Raw genomic sequence first — 18,457 nt, 5'->3', positions numbered from 1 at the left:
CCGGCGGGTGAGCCGCCCGGCGCCCCGCTCTGCTCCCGGACGGTGGTTCGGGAGCGTTCCCGGGTGCGGGCCCCGAAAGGGGCGCGGCCTCTCGCCCCCCTCCCCCCGGGCCGTACGCGGCAGGGCGCCGGCCGGGGCGGGGGTGTCGCCCACCCGTCCGCGGGCGTCGAGCGGTTCGCCTCAGGGGGACACCCGGTCCTGCAGGGCCGACTGCCAGGCGGGGGCGGGAACGGTCGGCTTGGTCTCGGGGCGACGGCCTCCCTGGGCGAAGAAGTCGACCAGGGGCAGCAGCGCCGCCCCGACGGTGACCGCCTCGGGGCCGAGGGTGCCCATGCCGACGGAGGTACGGCTGGCCGGGTACCGGAGCGCGTACTCCAGCGCGTAGGCCGTCACCGTCTCCAGGAAACGGGTGCCGAGTTGGAGACCGGCCCAGCCGCCCACGAGGATCCGGTCGGGCTGGAAGAGGTTGATCAGGTCGGCGAATCCGGCGCCCAGGTACTCGGCGGTCTCGTCGAGCACGGAGAGCGCGGTCGCGTCCGGGTCCGTCCCCGGGTCGGCGGGGTAGGCGGCGGCGAGCATCGCGGTCAGCGCGGTCTCCTCGTCGGCGCCGGCCGGGGGCTGCCCGCCGGCTTCGCACCACCGCTCGAGGAGCGCCTCGGCTCCCGCGTACGCCTCCAGGCAGCCCTCGGCACCGCAGCGGCAGCGCCGGCCCCGTACCCGTACGGTCAGATGACCCCATTCGAGTGCCCGGCCGGGCCCCGTCGGCTCCGTGAGGACACAGGCCCCGACGCCCGAGCCGAAGAGGACGACGACGGCGCTGCGCGCACCCCGTCCGGCGCCGAACCACATCTCGGCCTGGCCGAGGGTCTTGGCACCGTTGTCGATCCAGTAGGGGACGTCCTCGGGCAGGTCGACGGCGGCGCGGAGCAGGCGTTCGAAGGGGACGGCGTCCCAGCCGATGGTCTGGCCGTGCACGACGGCGCCGTCGCCGGTGTCGCGGGCGACGATGCCGGGGACGCCGACGCCGACCCCGATGAGCCGCTCGGCGGGAACGTCCGCGGTGCGCAGCACCTCCGCGATGCCCTCGCGGAGATGGGCGACGACGAGGTCGACGTCGTAGCGGGCGGTACGGGGTCCGGAGCTGGCCAACGGGCGTTCGGTGCGCGCGAGTTCGGTGAGCGTGAGGTCGAACAGCTCGATCCTTATGCGGGTCTCGCCGATGTCGACCCCGATCATGAAGCCGCTGGCGGGGGTGATGCGCACGAGGGTACGGGGGCGGCCGCCTGCGGAGTCGACGCTGCCGGCCTCCTCGACCAGGCCCTCGGCGACGAGTTCCGCGACCACGTTGCTGACCGAACCGGAGCTGAGGCCGGTCGCGGGTCCGAGCATGAGGCGGCTCATCGGTCCGTCGAAGTACAGCCTGCGCAGCACTGCGGTGCGGTTCTCGCGCCGCAGGTCACGCACCGTGCGGCCACTTCTCGCGTGCACTTTGGTCCCCGTCTCTGAAGTCGTTCGTTGCAACATACCCGCACTACAAGCCTTGACGCGACCTTCTCATGGGGTTTAACTCACATCCTAAATTAAGCCGGTGTTACGGCGGCGCTCCAGCAGCCCACCGCACCGGCGCCCCCCGTCATCCCCGAAAGGGCCCAGGAGCCATGCGCAGATTCAGAGCCGCTGTCACCGGTGCCGTCTCCCTCTCCCTCGCCTTCACCGCCACCGCCTGTGGCGGCGGTGAAGGAAGCGAGGCGTCCCCGAAGACCCTCACCTACTGGGCCTCCAACCAGGGCTCCAGCCTTGAGGTCGACAAGAAGGTCCTGCAGCCCGAGCTCGACCAGTTCGAGAAGGAGACCGGGATCAAGGTCAAGCTGGAGGTGATCCCCTGGTCCGACCTGCTCAACCGGATCCTCACCGCGACCACCTCCGGTCAGGGCCCCGACATCCTCAACATCGGCAACACCTGGAGCGCCTCGCTGCAGTCCACCGGCGCCCTGCTGCCCTGGGACGCGAAGAACCTGGAGGCGATCGGCGGCAAGGACCGCTTCGTCGACTCCGCGCTCGGCTCCACCGGTGTCACCGGCAAGGAGCCGGCCGCCGTCCCCCTCTACTCCATGGCCTACGCGCTCTACTACAACAAGGCGATGTTCAAGGAGGCCGGCATAACCAAGCCGCCGACCACCTGGGACGAGGTGGCCGCCGCCGGCAAGAAGCTCACCAAGAACGGGAAGGCGGGCCTCGGGGTCGAGGGCTCCAACCTCTCCAACAACATCCACCAGGTCTTCGTCCTCGCCAAGCAGCACGGCGCCGACTTCTTCACCGCCGACGGCAAGGCCGACTTCACCTCCGACGGGGCCGTCGCCGCCGTCAAGCAGTACGTCGACCTCATGGCCACGCAGAAGATCGTCGCCCCCGGCAACGCCGAGTACGCCCAGAACCAGTCCCTCAGCGACTTCGCCAAGGACAAGACCGGCATGGTCCTGTGGCAGACGCCGTCGCAGACCTTCGCCTCCCAGGGCATGGGCCCGGAGGAGTGGGGCGTCGCCCCCGCCCCCGTCCCCTCCGGCAAGCCCGGCACCGGCGCGCAGACCAACTCGATGGTCGCCGGCATCAACATGGCCGTCTTCAAGAACACCAAGAACCTCGACGGCGCGCTGAAGTTCGTGAAGTTCATGACCAGCGACGAGGAGCAGATCCTCCTCAACAAGGCCTACGGCTCGGTCCCGCCGGTCAAGAGCGCCCAGAAGGACCCCGTCTTCGCCGACCCGTCGCTCGGCGTCATCCGCGACACCCTCGCCACCAGCGCCGCCGCCCTGCCGCAGGTGCCCGAGGAGTCGCAGTTCGAGACCGTCGTCGGCACCGCGGTGAAGGAGCTGTTCGCGGACGCCGCGGCCGGCCGGCCGGTGACCACGGAGTCCGTGCGGGCCAAGCTCGAAAAGGCCCAGCAGCAGATGCCCAAGAAGTAGGCCGCACCTCCATGACCCAGACCGCCGTCACTCCCCCGAGTGAGCGCGCGGTGCGCAAGGCCACACCCGGAGAGGCACGCGCACCACGCCGCTCCGGGCGTCGCCGCATCGCACTGCCGTACATGCTGCTCCTGCCCGCCCTGCTCCTCGAACTCCTCGTCCATCTCGTCCCGATGCTCATGGGCATCACCATGAGCTTCAAGGAGCTCACCCAGTTCTACATCCGGAACTGGTCGGAGGCACCCTGGTCGGCTCTCGACAACTACAGCGTCGCGATCGACTTCGACGCCCCCGTCGGCCAGGCACTTCTCAAGTCCTTCCTGACGACCTGTCTGTTCACCCTCCTCTCCGTGGGACTGTGCTGGTTCCTCGGGACGGCCGCCGCGATCTTCCTCCAGGAGAACTTCCGGGGCCGCGGCTTCCTGCGGACCCTCTTCCTGGTCCCGTACGCGCTGCCCGTCTACGCCGCCGTCATCACCTGGGCGTTCATGTTCCAGCGGGACAACGGCCTGGTGAACCACGTCCTCCACGACCAGCTCGGCATCGGCGACAGCCCCGCCTTCTGGCTCATCGGGGACAACAGCTTCTGGGCGCTGCTCGTCGTCTCCGTCTGGAAGGGCTGGCCCTTCGCCTTCCTCACCGTCATGGCGGGACTGCAGAACATCCCCCGGGACATGTACGAGGCGGCCGCCCTCGACGGCGCCGGCGTGTGGAAGCAGATCCGGCACATCACTCTGCCGTCGCTGCGCTCCGTCAACCAGGTCCTCGTGCTCGTCCTCTTCCTCTGGACGTTCAACGACTTCAACACGCCGTTCGTGCTCTTCGGCAAGGCGGCGCCCGAAGCCGCCGACCTGATCTCGCTCCACATCTACCAGTCGTCCTTCCAGACGTGGAACTTCGGCACCGGCTCGGCCATGTCCGTGCTGCTCCTGCTGTTCCTCCTCGTCGTCACGGGCGTCTACCTCCTGCTCACCACCCGCGGAAGGAAGACCTCCGATGTCTGAGCACGCATCCCGGCGGGCGGTCCCCCGCTCCCCCATGGCGGCGCCCCGCTCGTTCCTCTGGACACGGCGGATCTTCCTCACCCTGCTCACCGCCTTCGTGGTGCTGCCGGTGTACGTCATGATCTCCAGCTCCCTGAAGCCGCTGGAGGACGTGTCGGGCGAGTTCGAGTGGATCCCCTCCGGGCTCACGATCCGCCCGTACTTCGACATCTGGGAGACCGTCCCGCTCGCCGACTACTTCGTGAACTCGATCGTCGTCGCGGGAGCGGCCACGGTGCTCTCGGTGGCCGTCGCGATCTTCGCCGCGTACGCGGTGAGCCGCTACAGCTTCCGCGGCAAGCGGGTCTTCACGGTGACGGTGCTGTCCACCCAGATGTTCCCCGGCATCCTCTTCCTGCTGCCGCTCTTCCTCATCTACGTCAACATCGGCAATGCCACCGGCATCGCCCTCTTCGGCTCCCGCGAAGGTCTCATCCTCACCTATCTGACCTTCTCGCTGCCGTTCTCCATCTGGATGCTGACCGGCTACTTCGACTCGATCCCGCGCGAACTCGACGAGGCGGCCAAGGTCGACGGCTGCGGTCCGATCAGCGCGCTGTTCCGCGTGATCGTCCCGGCCGCGTCCCCCGGCATCATCGCCGTCGCGGTCTACGCCTTCATGACCGCCTGGGGCGAGGTCCTCTTCGCCTCGGTCATGACCAACGACACCACCCGCACCCTCGCCGTCGGTCTCCAGGGGTACGCCACCCAGAACGACGTCTACTGGAACCAGGTGATGGCCGCCTCCCTCGTGGTGAGCGTCCCCGTGGTCGTCGGCTTCCTGCTCCTCCAGCGCTACCTCGTCGCCGGCCTCACCGCGGGTGCGGTCAAGTGACGTCCTTCTCCACACCGATCACGAAGAGGTTTCCCGTGTCCGAATCCACCGACGCCCGCACCGCGCTCGACCTGGAGGCCTTCCCGCCGAACTTCGCCTGGGGCACGGCGACCTCCGCCTACCAGATCGAGGGCGCCGTCGCCGAGGACGGCAGGGCGCCGTCCATCTGGGACACCTTCTCCCGCGTCCCCGGCGCGATCGACAACGGCGACCACGGCGACACGGCCTGCGACCACTACCACCGCTGGCCCGAGGACATCGCCCTGATGAAGGGCCTCGGCACCGACGCCTACCGGCTGTCCGTCGCCTGGCCGCGCGTCTTCCCCGGCGGCGACGGCCCCGTCAACGCGGCCGGACTCGACTTCTACGACCGGCTGGTCGACGGTCTCCTCGACGCCGGGATCACCCCCTCCGTCACCCTCTACCACTGGGACCTGCCGCAGGCCCTCCAGGACCGGGTCCGGGACAGCCACGGCGGCTGGACCGAGCGCGCCACCGCGGAGCACCTCGCCGCGTACGCCTCCGTCGTCGCGGAGCGCCTGGGCGACCGGGTCACCCAGTGGGCCACGCTCAACGAGCCGCTGTGCTCGGGCTGGATCGGCCACCTGGAGGGCCGTATGGCGCCGGGCCTGACCGACATCACGGCCGCCGTCCGCGCCTCGTACCACCTGCTCCTCGGTCACGGCCTCGCCACCCAGGCCATCCGCGCCGCCGCGCCCGGGGCCCGGATCGGCCTGGTCACCAACCACTCCACCGTCGAGGCCGCCTCCACCCGGCCCGAGGACATCGCCGCCGCGGCCCGCGCGGATGGGCACACCAACCGCTGGTGGCTCGACCCGGTCTACGGCCGCGGCTTCCCGACCGACATGCGCGAGCTGTACGGGGTCGAGCTGCCCGAGCGGCCCGGTGACCTGGAGACCATCGCCGCCCCGCTGGACTGGCACGGCCTCAACTACTACTTCCCGGTCACCGTCGCCGACGACCCGACCGGACCCGTCCCGTACGCCCGCGAGGTGCGCCTGCCCGACGTGCCCCGCAGCGGCATGGACTGGCAGATCGACGCCGGCGGCCTGGAGGCCTTCCTGCTGCGGCTCACCGAGGACTACGGCGTACAGAAGCTGTACGTCACCGAGAACGGCTCGGCCTTCCCCGACACCGTCGGGCCCGACGGCGCGGTCCACGACCCGGAGCGCACCGGCTACCTGGAGCAGCACCTCGCGGCCTGCGCCCGCGCCGTCCGCAAGGGCGCCCCGCTCGCCGGGTACTACGCCTGGTCCCTGCTCGACAACTTCGAGTGGGCCTACGGCTACGACAAGCGCTTCGGTCTCGTCCACGTCGACTACGACACCCAGCGACGGACCGTGAAGACGAGCGGACGCCGGTACGCCGACATCATCCGCGCCCACCGGGAGGCGACGGCCGGCTGACGTGAAAGTCCGTCATGACCGCCGTGAAGGCCGCCCCGCACCGCCGGGGCGGCCTTCCGGAGCCCCGGCAGCACCCACCCTCTCCCCGGCTTCCGCACAGGAGCGACCCATGGCCGCCAGTGCCGTCCCCTCCTCTCCCCCCGGGCCCGACGACGACTCGAGCGACGCCGACGCGCTCGCCGCCGCACGGCTGCGTCACGCCCTCGGCCCGGTGACCGTCGTCCGGGGCACCGCCCTCAGCGGGGGCCTCTACAACTCCGCCCGGCTGCTCGAACTCGGCGACGGGCGGCGCGTGGTCCTCAAGACGGCACCCCCGGCGACCGCCCCCGCCCTCACCCACGAACAGGCGCTCCTCGACACCGAGGCGCTCTTCCACCGTCTCGCCGCCGGGGCGGGCGTCCGGGTTCCCACCGTCCTCCACCACGAGCCCGCCGGCCCCGGGAGCCCCTCCGAGTGGCTCGTCCTCTCCTACCTCGACGGCACCACCTGGGACGCCGCCCGCGACCGGCTCACTCCGGCCGATCGCGCCGCGCTGCGCCGCCGGCTGGGGGCGACCCTGGCCCGGATCGCCACCGTCACCGGTCCCGCGTACGGGTACCCCCGGCCCGGCACCGGTCTGACGGCCGCCGACTGGCCCTCCGCGTTCACCGCCATGCTGCACGCCGTCCTCGCCGACGCGGGCCGGTTCGACGTCACCCTGCCCGTCCCGGCCGCCTTCCTCGCCGAGCTGCCGCTGCGGTTCGGGCCCCGGCTCGCCGAGGTCCGCCGGCCCGCCCTCGTCCACTTCGACGCCTGGGAGGGGAACATCGTCCTCGGCCCCGGCACCGGCCGCTGGCAGCTGAACGGCCTCATCGACGGCGAACGCGCCTTCTTCGGCGACCCCTTGGCAGAACTCGTCGGGCTCGACCCGCTCGGCGCGGCCGAGGACGACCCCGACCTCCTGGCCGGCTACCGCTCCGTCGCTCCCGCGCTCACCCTCGACACCGGCGCACGCGTCCGGCTCGCTCTCTACCGTGTGTACCTCGCCCTGGTGATGCGTGTGGAGTCGGTCCCGCGGGCCTACGGCGGGGAGTTCGCGAGCCGGCTGGACACCTGGTCCGCCGACCGCGTCACGGAGCAGCTCGCCGTACTGGACACCCTGGAGCGGTGAGGTGCGGGCCGTCGGCGGAGGGTCAGGTGGACTCGCGGACGACGAGCACCGGCTCGAAGACCTTCGAGGCGGGATCCGGCGTCCCGGGGTCCGCCCGCGGGCGGCCGCCGGCGAGTTCCTCGACCAGGATTCCGGCCATGGCGGCCGCCATCCGTTCCACCGGCTGGCGCACGGTGGTGAGCTGCGGCCGCGCCTTGCGCGCGGCCACCGAGTCGTCGAAGCCCACCACCGCCACCGTGCCGGGGACGGCCACGCCCTGTTCGCGCAGGTACTGGCAGGCGCCCTGAGCCATCAGGTCGTTCGCCGCGAACACCGCGTCGGTCTCCGGGTGGTCCTTCAGCAGCTTCGCCATGGCGCGCCGGCCGCTGTCGATGGTGAACCGTCCCCGTACGACGGGGACGGAGGTCACCCCGTGGGCCGTGAAGACGTCCCGGAAGCCGTCGAGGCGCTCGCCCGCCGTGGGGGCGCTCACGGGTGCGGCGATGGTGGCCGGGCGCCGCCGGCCGGTGGCCCACAGGTGCTCGGCCGCCAGCCGGGCGCCCGCGGCGTTGTCGAGGTCGACGAAGCCGCACCGCTCCCCGTCGCGGGGGCGGCCGAACAGGACCGTGGGCAGGCCCGCCGCCACGAGCATCGCCGGCAGCGGGTCGTCCTCGTCGAGCGGCACGAGCAGGGCTCCGTCGGCTCCTCCCTGCCGGAGGTACTCGACGAGTTGGGTCCTGGCCTGCTCCGACTCGGCCACCAGCAGCACCGGCTGGATCCCGCGGTCGCGCAGGACCGGCAGGACGCCGTCGACGACCCGCCCGAAGAAGGGGTCGGAGAACACCCGGGCCGCGAAGGCCCTGCCCGTCGCGGAGAGCACGAGTGCGACGGTCCCGGTGCGTCTCGTCACCAGGGAACGGGCTGCCTGGTTGGGTGTGTAGCCGATGCGGGCGATGGCCTCGCGCACGCTCCGCTGGATCTCGGGAGCCACGTTGCGCACGCCGTTGACGACGCGGGACACCGTCGCGCGCGATACCCCCGCCTCACGTGCGACGTCTTCCAGTGTCGGTCCTCGATTCCCCACCTCCGCACCTTAACGGTGCCGAGTGTCCGCTGGGAGAACAGTCCACGCCCGGACCGGCCCCTCCAAGGTCGACACTTAATGAAAGCCAAAAGAAAAGTCATGTCATACGCCTTGACCGTCAACTCGCCCTGCGTGCAAGGTTTCGGAGAGCGCTCTCCCACATTTCCCCCATGTATCCAGAGGAGACCCCATGTCTTCCGTCGGGTCCCCGCCGGTCTTCCGGCGACCCGCCTCAGCCGTTCGACGGGCCACCGTCGGCGCACTCGTCTCGTCGCTGGCCGGCGGTTTGCTCGCACTGGCCCCCGCCACGACGGCACACGCCGCCCCCACCCTGCTCTCCCAGGGCAAGACGGCCACCGCCTCCTCCACGGAAGGGGGCGCCTTCACCGCCGGCGCCGCCGTCGACGGCGACCTCACCGGAACCCGCTGGGCCAGCGCCTGGCAGGACGCCCAGTGGATCCAGGTCGACCTCGGCAGCAGCGCCACGCTCAGCCACGCCGTCCTCAACTGGGAAGCGGCCTACGGCAAGAGCTACGCCATCCAGGCCTCCGAGAACGGCACCGACTGGCGGACCGTCACCACCGTCAGCGCCGGCGACGGAGGCACCGACAACGTCACGCTCTCCGGCACCGGCCGCTACATCCGCATGAACGGCCTCACCCGGGCCACCGGATACGGCTTCTCCCTCTGGGAGTTCCAGGTCTACGGCACCACCGGCGGCGGCACCGGCCCGACGCTCCCCGGCGGCGGCGACCTCGGCCCCAACGTGCACGTCGTCGACCCGTCCACGCCCGGCATCCAGGCCAAGCTGGACCAGGTCTTCCAGGAGCAGGAGTCGGCCCAGTTCGGCAACGGCCGGCACGCCTTCCTCTTCAAGCCCGGCACGTACAACGGGCTCAACGCCCAGATCGGCTTCTACACCCAGATAGCCGGCCTCGGACTCCGCCCCGGCGACACCACCATCAACGGTGACGTGACCGTCGACGCCGGCTGGTTCAACGGCAACGCCACCCAGAACTTCTGGCGCGGCGCGGAGGGCCTCACCCTCAACCCGGTCAACGGCACGGACCGGTGGGCCGTCTCGCAGGCCTCCTCCTTCCGTCGCATGCACGTCAAGGGCGGCCTCAACCTGGCGCCCAACGGCTACGGCTGGGCCAGCGGCGGCTACATCGCCGACTCCAAGATCGACGGCCAGATCGGCAACTACTCCCAGCAGCAGTGGTACACCCGGGAGTCCACCATCGGCGGCTGGTCCAACAGCGTCTGGAACCAGACCTTCTCGGGCGTCGAGGGTGCCCCGGCCACCTCCTTCCCGGAGCCCCGCTACACCACGCTCGACACCACGCCGGTCTCCCGCGAGAAGCCGTACCTCTACCTCGACGGCAACGAGTACAAGGTCTTCGCCCCCGCCAAGCGCGTCAACGCCCGCGGCACCAGCTGGGCCAACGGCGCCCCGCAGGGCGAGTCGATCCCGCTGAGCCAGTTCTACGTGGTCAAGCCGGGCGCCACCGCCGCCACCATCAACCAGGCGCTGGCCCAGGGCCTGCACCTGCTGTTCACGCCGGGCGTCTACCACGTCGACCAGACCATCAACGTGAACCGCGCCAACACCGTCGTGCTCGGCCTCGGCCTCGCCACGATCATCCCGGACAACGGCGTCACCGCGATGAAGGTCGCCGACGTCGACGGCGTCCGCCTCGCCGGCTTCCTGATCGACGCCGGCCCGGTCAACTCGCCGGTCCTGCTGGAGCTCGGACCGCAGAACTCCGCCGCCGACCACGCCGCCAACCCCACCACCGTGCAGGACGTGTACATCCGCGTCGGCGGCGCCGGGGCGGGCAAGGCCACCACCAGCGTGGTCGTGAACAGCGACGACGCCATCATCGACCACACCTGGGTGTGGCGCGCCGACCACGGCGAGGGCGTCGGCTGGGAGACCAACCGGGCCGACTACGGCGTCCGCGTCAACGGCGACGACGTGCTCGCCACCGGTCTGTTCGTCGAGCACTTCAACAAGTACGACGTCGAGTGGTACGGCGAGCGCGGCCGCACGATCTTCTACCAGAACGAGAAGGCGTACGACGCCCCCAACCAGGCCGCCATCCAGAACGGCGCCACGAAGGGGTACGCCGCCTACCGGGTCGACGACTCCGTGAACACCCACGAGGCCTGGGGCCTCGGCAGCTACTGCAACTACAACGTGGATCCGACGATCGTCCAGGACCACGGCTTCAAGGCACCCGTCAAGCCGGGGGTGAAGTTCCACAGCCTGCTCGTGGTGTCCCTCGGCGGAATGGGCCACTACAACCACGTCATCAACGACACCGGGGCCTCCACCATCCCCTCCGGCACCTCCACCGTGCCGTCCACCGTCGTCTCCTTCCCCTGACGGTCCCGCCGGGACGCCCCACCCACCGGGGCGTCCCGGCCCCTCACCCCTTCCGGGCGGCGCCCAGTCCCCACCGCGCCGCCCGGAAGGCGATCCCCTCCCCCTCCGTCCAGGAGCCGCCATGACCACGACCCATGCCCCCACGACACGAAGGCGCGCCCGCGACCGCGCCCGCACGACAGGCTCACTCGTCTCCCTCGGCGCCCTGCTCGCCGCCTCCGTCACCTCCACCGCCCTGCTGACCGCGGCGCCCGCCACCGCCGCCGAGACCCTGCTCTCCCAGGGGAAGACCGCCACCGCCTCCTCCAGCGAGGGCGCCGCCTGGGCCGCCTCCGCCGCGGTCGACGGCGACCTCACCGGCACCCGCTGGGCGAGCCAGTGGAGCGACGCCCAGTGGATCCAGGTCGACCTGGGCAGCAGCGCCGACATCAGCCGCGTCGTCCTGAACTGGGAGGGCGCGTACGGCAAGGCGTACGACATCCAGCTCTCCGACAACGGGACCGACTGGCGCACCGTCAAGTCCGTGACCGCGGGCGACGGAGGCGCCGACGAGCTCGCGGTCACCGGCAAGGGCCGCTACGTGCGCCTCCAGGGCGTCACCCGGGGCACCGGCTACGGCTACTCGCTGTGGGAGTTCCAGGTGTACGGCGGCGGGACCGCGCAGCCGGAGCCCACCGGCGCCGTCCGGGTGAGCGGCACGCAGGGCAACTGGCAGCTGACGGTCGGCGGGCAGCCGTACACCGTCAAGGGTGTCACCTGGGGCCCCGCGATGGCCGACGCCCCCCGTTACATGCCGGACGTGAAGTCCATGGGCGTCAACACCGTCCGCACCTGGGGGACGGACGCCGGCACCAAGCCGCTGCTCGACTCGGCGGCCGCCAACGGCGTCAAGGTGATCAACGGCTTCTGGCTGCAGCCGGGCGGCGGCCCGGGCTCCGGCGGCTGCGTCAACTACGTGACGGACACGGCGTACAAGAGCAACTCGCTCACCGAGTTCGCGAAGTGGGTCGACACCTACAAGTCCCACCCCGCCACCCTCATGTGGAACGTCGGCAACGAGTCGGTCCTCGGTCTGCAGAACTGCTACAGCGGCGCCGAGCTCGAGGCCCAGCGCAACGCGTACACGACCTTCGTGAACGACGTCGCCAAGAAGATCCACTCCATCGACCCCGACCACCCCGTGACCTCCACGGACGCGTGGACCGGCGCCTGGCCGTACTACAAGCGGAACGCGCCCGACCTGGACCTCTACTCGATGAACGCCTACGGCGACATCTGCGGGGTCCGGCAGGACTGGGTGGAGGGCGGCTACACCAAGCCGTACATCATCACCGAGACCGGCCCCGCCGGTGAGTGGGAGACCCCGAAGGACGCCAACGGCGTCCCCGAGGAGCCCACCGACGTCCAGAAGGCCGACGGGTACACCCAGGCCTGGAACTGCGTCACCGGCCACCGCGGCGTCGCCCTCGGCGCGACCGTCTTCCACTACGGCACCGAGCACGACTTCGGCGGCGTCTGGTTCAACCTGCTCCCCGACGGCCTGAAGCGCCTGTCGTACTACGCCCTCAAGAAGGCGTACACCGGCTCCGTCGCGGGCGACAACACCCCGCCGGTCATCAGCGGGATGGCGGTCACCCCCGCCGGATCCGCCCCGGCCGGCGGCGAGTTCACGGTGCGCGCCGACGTCCGCGACCCCGACGGCGACGCCGTCACCACCAAGATCCTCCTGAGCGGCAACTACGCCAACGGCGACAAGCGCCTGATCCACGCCCAGTACCGCTCCCTCGGCAACGGGACCTTCGCGGTCACCGCGCCCGAGAAGCTCGGCGTGTGGAAGGTGTACGTACAGGCCGAGGACGGCCGCGGCAACGTCGGCATCGAGACCAAGTCCGTCAAGGTCGTCGCCCCGCCGGTCGCCGGCACCAACATCGCCCTGAACAAGCCGGCCACCGCCTCCTCCGCCCAGGCCTCCTACGGCGACTGCCCCTGCCCGGCGAGCAACGCGACCGACGGCAACACCACCACCCGCTGGGCCAGCGACTGGAGCGACCCGCAGTGGATCCGGGTCGACCTCGGCTCGGTCCGCTCCTTCAACCGGATCCAGCTGGTCTGGGACCCGGCGTACGCCCGCTCCTACGACGTCCAGGTCTCCGACGACGGCGCGACCTGGCGGACCATGCACTCCACCACGACGGGCAACGGCGACATCGACACCGTCGAGACCGGCGCCACCGCCCGCTACGTCAAGCTCCAGCTCACCGCGCGCGGCACCGGCTGGGGCTACTCGCTCCACGAGTTCGGCATCTACAGCTGACCCCCTGAGGAGAACGAGGAGATCACCATGAGAATCCGCGGCAGGACCCTGTCCGCCTTACTGCTCACCGCCGCCCTGGGCGTCTCCGCCCTGACGGTCGACACCTACACCGCGGCCAGCGCCCACGGGGAGACCACCGCCCCGGCCGCCGCCCACGGGGCGCACGCGGCGGGCGCCGCCACAGGCCACGTCATGGCGGCCTCCGTGCTCCCCTCGGGGGACGACGCCGACGGCGACGGCTACATCCCGGCCGTACCCCAGGTCACCGGTGTGACCCCGTCCACGGCCACCCCGCCCCCGGCCTACCATCACGAGTTCCAGGCCGGCTGCTCCGTCACCCACACCGCGCCGGACGACCCGATCGTCTACCCGGGCCAGTTCGGCAAGTCCCACGACCACACGTTCATGGGCAACACCTCCACCAACGCCGCCAGCACCACCGGCTCGCTCTACGGAGGCAGCACCACCTGCAAGGCACCCGCGGACGCCTCCGCGTACTGGATGCCGTCGCTGTACAAGGGCGACCAGAAGATCCTGCCCGTCGGCCCGCAGGTCATCTACTACAAGTCGGGCGTCACCGACTACCGGAGCGTGCGGCCCTTCCCCAAGGGTCTGCGGTACGTCGTCGGCAACCCGATGCAGACGGCCGAGGAGTTCCGCGCCCACAAGGGGTTCGTCGAGGGCTGGGAATGCGGTGACAGCTTCTTCAACACCGACATCCCGGCGAGCTGTCCGAACCGGCCCGACGTACAGCTCAACCTGCGCATGCAGGCCCCCAGCTGCTGGAACGGCCTGTACCTCGACACCCCCGACCACAAGAGCCACATGGCGTACCCGGTGGTCAAGCCCGGCACCAACGACAACATGTGCCCGGCCTCCCACCCGGTCGCCCTGCCGATGATCGAGTTCAAGATGGCATGGCCGGTCAACGGCGACATGAGCCAGGTCCGCCTGGCCAGTGGCCGCGGCTACTCCTTCCACTACGACTTCTTCAACGCGTGGGAGGAGCGCACCCTCAAGGCCCTCGTCGACCACTGCATCGTCGGCGGCCTGCAGTGCGACACACGGGGCTTCGACCTCTACCGCCCCGAACGCGGTGTCGTGCTCGACGAGAACCACCGCCTGCCCTGATCCCTCTCCCGTACACGGCCCGGACGCCCGCCAGGGCGTCCGGGCCGCTTTCCCGTCCGCCCCTCGACACCAGGAGGACCCCGTGACCGCCCCCGCCCCGTCCCCCACCGCCCGCCACGACGCGCTCATCGACCTCCTCCCCCCGCACTTCCGGTTCGGCGCCGCCACCTCCGCCTTCCAGATCGAGGGAGCCGTCGCCGAGGACGGCCGCACCCCGTCCATCTGGGACACCTTCTGCCGCGTCCCGGGAGCCGTCGACAACGGCGACACCGGCGACCAGGCCTGCGACCACTACCACCGCATGCCGGAGGACGTGGCCCTGCTCGCCGCTCTCGGCCTCGACACGTACCGCTTCTCCGTCTCCTGGTCCCGTGTCCAGCCGCACGGCCGCGGCCCGGCCAACCCCGCGGGACTCGCCTTCTACGACCGTCTCGTCGACGAGCTCCTCGCCCGCGACATCACCCCCTGGCTGACCCTCTACCACTGGGACCTGCCCCAGGAGCTCCAGGACGCGGGCGGCTGGCCGGCCCGCGACACCGCGTACCGCTTCGCCGACTACGCGGAACTCGTCCACGAGCGCCTCGGTGACCGCGTCACCCACTGGACCACCCTCAACGAGCCCTTCTGCTCCGCGATCCTCGGCCATGTCGAAGGCGTCCACGCACCGGGTGGCCGCTCCCTCGCCGACGGGGTGGCGGCCGTGCACCATCTGCACCTGGCCCACGGACTCGCGGTCCGGCGGCTGCGTTCCGCCGCCAACCGCCCGCTCGACCTGGCAGTCACCCATCTCCTCGGCACGAGCAGTCCCGCCACCGACAGCGAGGCCGACCGCGAGGCCGCACGCCGGGCGGACGCCCTCGGGTTCCGCTTCTACCTCGACCCGATCCTGCGCGGCCGGTATCCGCAGGACCTCGTCGACGACCTGGCCGTCCACGGCATCGAGATCCCCGTCCAGGAGGGCGACCTGGAGACGATCGCCGCCCCCATCGACACCCTGGGCGTCAACTACTACCGCTCCATGCGCAGTTCGGGAGTCGACGAGCACGGCGCCACCGCCGACGCCCGAGGCGTCCCCGTCACCCGCAACCTGCCGCACGGCGGACTGCCGGTCACCGGGCTCGGCTGGGAGGTGATGCCGCACGACCTCACCGACCTGCTGCTGCGCATCGCCCGGGACTACCCCGGCACCCCCATGGTGATCACCGAGAGCGGCGCCGCGTACGAGGACCGGCCCGACGCCCACGGCTTCGTCGACGACGCCGACCGCACCGCCTACCTCGCCGCCCATCTGGCCGCCGTGGCCCGGGCCCGCAGCGGCGGGGCCGACGTCCGCGGCTACTTCGCCTGGTCGCTCCTGGACAACTTCGAGTGGGCGTACGGCTACGACAAGCGCTTCGGGCTCGTCCGCGTCGACTACGGCACCCAGCGCCGTACGCCGAAGCGCAGCGCCCTGTGGCTGCGCGACACGGCCCACCGGATCCGCGGCGCCGCCGGGCGGGAGTGACGCGGAAGGCCGGGGAGGGGGATCGGTCTAAGAGCCCTCCCCGGGCTTCCGTCCCCAGGCCGTGAGCATGCCGGCCGACAGGGCGGCGCACGCGTCGGAGTCCAGGTACCGGATCGCCTCGTCGACGGCCGCGTCGTCGACGAGGCCGGTCGCGATCATCGGCGCCCGGCTCCGCTCCCAGGTGTCCGCCCAGAAGCGGCTGATGGGGCTGCCCGGCTGCAGGGGCGGCACGTGGATCTCGGCGGCGACGGGTTCGAGGCCCGCCCCGCGCAGGAGTCGCGGGTACGACGGCACCCAGGAGACATCGGTGCCGATGGTGTCGCGCAAGGCCTGCCACATGGCGCGCATCATCGAGGTGTACGGCGTGCCGGGCGTCGCGTCGGCGGCCGGGCCGTCGGTGGAGCCGCCGGTTGCGCCGTGGACCGGACCGCCGGTCGGGCCGCCGGTTGCGCCGCCGCTCGGGCCACCCGTCAGGCCGCTCGTCAGGTCGACCGCGTCGCTGAGCACCAGCACGCCGCCCGGCTCGACGAGTTCGGCGAGACGGGTGATCAGCCGCTCGCGCTCGGGCAGGTGCATGAGCACGAAGCGCGCGTGGACGAGCCGGAACCGGCCCGGGGCGAAGTCCGGGGCGGTGATGTCGGCCTCCAGCACGTCGAGCCCGGTCACGGGCCGCTCCAGGAGGAACCGTACGTCACGGTCCACGGCGAGCACCCCCGTCACCCCGGCCTCGTCCAGGAGCCGTCGGGAGACCGTGCCGGTGCCGGCGCCGATGTCGAGACACCGCCAGCCGGGGCCCGCTCCGAGGGCACGCAGCCGCGCCATGGTGAGGTCGTCGTAGGCGAGGGCGCCGAAGTCGATGCGCTCTCCCTCGCCCTCCTGTTCGGGCCGGAACACGGCCTCGCCGTAGCGGCCGTCGCCGTGCGCGTCCCCGCGCGGAGCGGTGGTCATGTCGCCACCGGAGCGGCGCCGCGGCACGGGAACCGCGGGTCCTCGAACAGTTTCATGGCCGGTTCTCTTCGCAGGTGGGGAGGGGTCGGGCGGCCCCGTCCCCTCCGGCCGCCTCCCGTCGATCCTGCACCGGCGGACGTCCGGACGGCCGAGGCGCGCCGGGCCTGGGCCGATCGGCCCAAGGGGCGCGGCTCCCCCGCCGGCGACGCCGCCCGGACCGGGGAGCGGTCCGGGACCGGGCATCGACCGCACCGGCCCCAACCATTGACAGGTCCATCTCACCCTCACCATTCTTGAGAGCGCTCTCAGACCGCCCTCACGACCCACCCGCCTCCCTACCCGCCTCCCCATGGGTCCCCCACTTCCCAGGAGCCCCCACATGTCCGCACGCCACAGGCGCTCACGCGCCGTGTTCGTCCCCCTGGCCGCCGCCGCGCTGATCAGCACCGCCGTCGCCGTCGCCGGTCCGTCCGACTCCGTCCAGGCCGCCGTCCCCTCGACGATTCCGCTCACCTTCACGAACAACTCGGGCCGCGGAGACCAGGTCTACATCTACAACCTCGGCACCGAGCTCTCGACGGGACGTCAGGGCTGGGCCGACGCCAACGGCACCTTCCACCCCTGGCCCGCCGGAGGCTCCACCCCCGTCCCCGCGCCCGACGCCGCCATCGTCGGCCCGGCGAACGGCCGGTCGACGACGATCCGGCTGCCGAAGTTCTCGGGACGGGTCTACTTCAGCTACGGGCAGAAGCTGGTCTTCAAGCTGGCCACGGGCGGGCTCGTCCAGCCGGCCGTCCAGAACCCGAGCGACCCCAACAGGAACATCCTCTTCAACTGGTCCGAGTACACGCTCAACGACTCGGGCATCTGGATCAACAGCACCCAGGTCGACATGGTCTCGGTGCCGTACGCCGTCGGCGTGAAGCGCCCCGACGGCTCCGTCGTCAACACCGGACGACTCAAGCCCGGCGGCTACCGCGGCTTCTACGACGCGCTGCGCGGCCAGCCCGGCGGCTGGGCCAACCTGATTCAGACCCGTTCCGACGGAACGGTGCTCCGCGCCCTGGCCCCGGGCCACGGCATCGAGGCCGGCGCGCTGCCCTCGGGGGTGATGAACGACTACATCAACCGCGTATGGAGCAAGTACGCCACGTCGACCCTGACCGTGACGCCCTTCGCGAACCAGCCCTCCGTGAAGTACTACGGCCGGGTCTCGGGCAACGTCATGAACTTCACCAACGGCTCCGGCGCCGTCGTCACCTCCTTCCAGAAGCCCGACTCCGACAGCGTCTTCGGCTGCTACAAGCTCCTCGACGCCCCGAACGACCAGGTGCGTGGCCCCATCTCGCGCACGCTCTGCGCGGGTTACAACCGCTCGACCCTGCTCACCAACCCGAACCAGCCGGACACCTCGTCGGCCGGTTTCTACCAGGACGCGGTGACCAACCACTACGCGCGCAAGATCCACGCCCAGATGGTCGACGGCAAGGCGTACGGCTTCGCCTTCGACGACGTCGGCGCCCACGAGTCGCTGGTGCACGACGGCAACCCGCAGCAGGCGTACGTCACGCTCGACCCGCTCGACTAGGGTCTGTCGTCACATTCCCGTCGTCGCCCGCGGGGCAGACGGGAATGTGACGACAGGCCCTAGAAACCCGGAGTCGTCGGCGACGGCCTCGTGGCCGTCGCC

The 18,457-nt window shown here is 71.3% G+C and carries 13 protein-coding genes; 10 read left to right on the top strand and 3 right to left on the bottom strand.

Features of this window, described 5'->3' with window-relative positions:
• Positions 1-180: 180 nt before the first annotated feature.
• Positions 181-1,524, bottom strand: a complete 1,344-nt coding sequence (locus tag ACH4MY_RS25895) for an ROK family protein (RefSeq protein WP_398006107.1) — start codon at positions 1,522-1,524, stop codon at positions 181-183.
• 134 nt (positions 1,525-1,658) lie between these two features.
• On the opposite strand from ACH4MY_RS25895, the gene ACH4MY_RS25890 reads away from it, so the two are divergent.
• The 5 genes from ACH4MY_RS25890 (at position 1,659) to ACH4MY_RS25870 (ending at position 7,418) form a co-directional block, all read left to right on the top strand.
• Entirely contained in the window at positions 1,659-2,963 is a 1,305-nt protein-coding gene (locus ACH4MY_RS25890) for an ABC transporter substrate-binding protein (RefSeq protein ID WP_398006106.1), read from the top strand.
• 11 nt (positions 2,964-2,974) lie between these two features.
• Positions 2,975-3,967, top strand: coding sequence for a carbohydrate ABC transporter permease (locus ACH4MY_RS25885; RefSeq protein ID WP_398006105.1), 993 nt, complete (start codon positions 2,975-2,977; stop codon positions 3,965-3,967).
• A gap of 34 nt (positions 3,968-4,001) precedes the next feature.
• The gene (locus tag ACH4MY_RS25880) at positions 4,002-4,841 is read left to right on the top strand and encodes a carbohydrate ABC transporter permease (protein ID WP_398006304.1); all 840 of its coding nucleotides are present in this window, start codon (positions 4,002-4,004) and stop codon (positions 4,839-4,841) included.
• Between the two features lie 35 nt (positions 4,842-4,876).
• On the top strand, positions 4,877-6,268 hold the full coding sequence (locus tag ACH4MY_RS25875) for a GH1 family beta-glucosidase (protein WP_398006104.1): 1,392 nt from the start codon (positions 4,877-4,879) through the stop codon (positions 6,266-6,268).
• Between the two features lie 109 nt (positions 6,269-6,377).
• Positions 6,378-7,418 (top strand): phosphotransferase family protein, encoded by a 1,041-nt coding sequence (locus tag ACH4MY_RS25870; protein ID WP_398006103.1) that lies wholly within the window; start codon positions 6,378-6,380, stop codon positions 7,416-7,418.
• A 22-nt stretch (positions 7,419-7,440) separates the two neighbouring features.
• On the opposite strand, the gene ACH4MY_RS25865 is transcribed toward ACH4MY_RS25870, so the two are convergent.
• On the bottom strand, positions 7,441-8,481 hold the full coding sequence (locus tag ACH4MY_RS25865) for a LacI family DNA-binding transcriptional regulator (RefSeq protein ID WP_398006102.1): 1,041 nt from the start codon (positions 8,479-8,481) through the stop codon (positions 7,441-7,443).
• Between the two features lie 190 nt (positions 8,482-8,671).
• Between ACH4MY_RS25865 and ACH4MY_RS25860 the strand changes: the two genes are divergently transcribed.
• The 4 genes from ACH4MY_RS25860 (at position 8,672) to ACH4MY_RS25845 (ending at position 15,819) form a co-directional block, all read left to right on the top strand.
• Positions 8,672-10,870: a discoidin domain-containing protein gene (locus ACH4MY_RS25860; RefSeq protein ID WP_398006101.1), complete on the top strand. Its 2,199-nt coding sequence runs from the start codon at positions 8,672-8,674 to the stop codon at positions 10,868-10,870.
• Positions 10,871-10,991: 121 nt separating this feature from the next.
• Entirely contained in the window at positions 10,992-13,184 is a 2,193-nt protein-coding gene (locus tag ACH4MY_RS25855) for a discoidin domain-containing protein (RefSeq protein ID WP_398006100.1), read from the top strand.
• A 27-nt stretch (positions 13,185-13,211) separates the two neighbouring features.
• Positions 13,212-14,315 (top strand): DUF1996 domain-containing protein, encoded by a 1,104-nt coding sequence (locus tag ACH4MY_RS25850; protein WP_398006099.1) that lies wholly within the window; start codon positions 13,212-13,214, stop codon positions 14,313-14,315.
• Positions 14,316-14,397: 82 nt separating this feature from the next.
• The gene (locus tag ACH4MY_RS25845; protein ID WP_398006098.1) at positions 14,398-15,819 is read left to right on the top strand and encodes a GH1 family beta-glucosidase; all 1,422 of its coding nucleotides are present in this window, start codon (positions 14,398-14,400) and stop codon (positions 15,817-15,819) included.
• 27 nt (positions 15,820-15,846) lie between these two features.
• Here ACH4MY_RS25845 and ACH4MY_RS25840 read toward each other — a convergent pair whose 3' ends face one another.
• The gene (locus ACH4MY_RS25840) at positions 15,847-16,767 is read right to left on the bottom strand and encodes a class I SAM-dependent methyltransferase (protein ID WP_398006097.1); all 921 of its coding nucleotides are present in this window, start codon (positions 16,765-16,767) and stop codon (positions 15,847-15,849) included.
• Between the two features lie 379 nt (positions 16,768-17,146).
• On the opposite strand from ACH4MY_RS25840, the gene ACH4MY_RS25835 reads away from it, so the two are divergent.
• Positions 17,147-18,355, top strand: a complete 1,209-nt coding sequence (locus ACH4MY_RS25835) for a glycoside hydrolase family 64 protein (protein ID WP_398006096.1) — start codon at positions 17,147-17,149, stop codon at positions 18,353-18,355.
• The last annotated feature ends 102 nt before the right edge of the window (positions 18,356-18,457 follow it).

Origin of the sequence: Streptomyces sp. NPDC017246 (genome assembly GCF_044331325.1) — a bacterium.
Classification (GTDB): domain Bacteria; phylum Actinomycetota; class Actinomycetes; order Streptomycetales; family Streptomycetaceae; genus Streptomyces.
The sequence above is the reverse complement of the archived record's forward strand: the minus strand, read 5'-3'. Positions and strand labels throughout refer to the sequence as shown.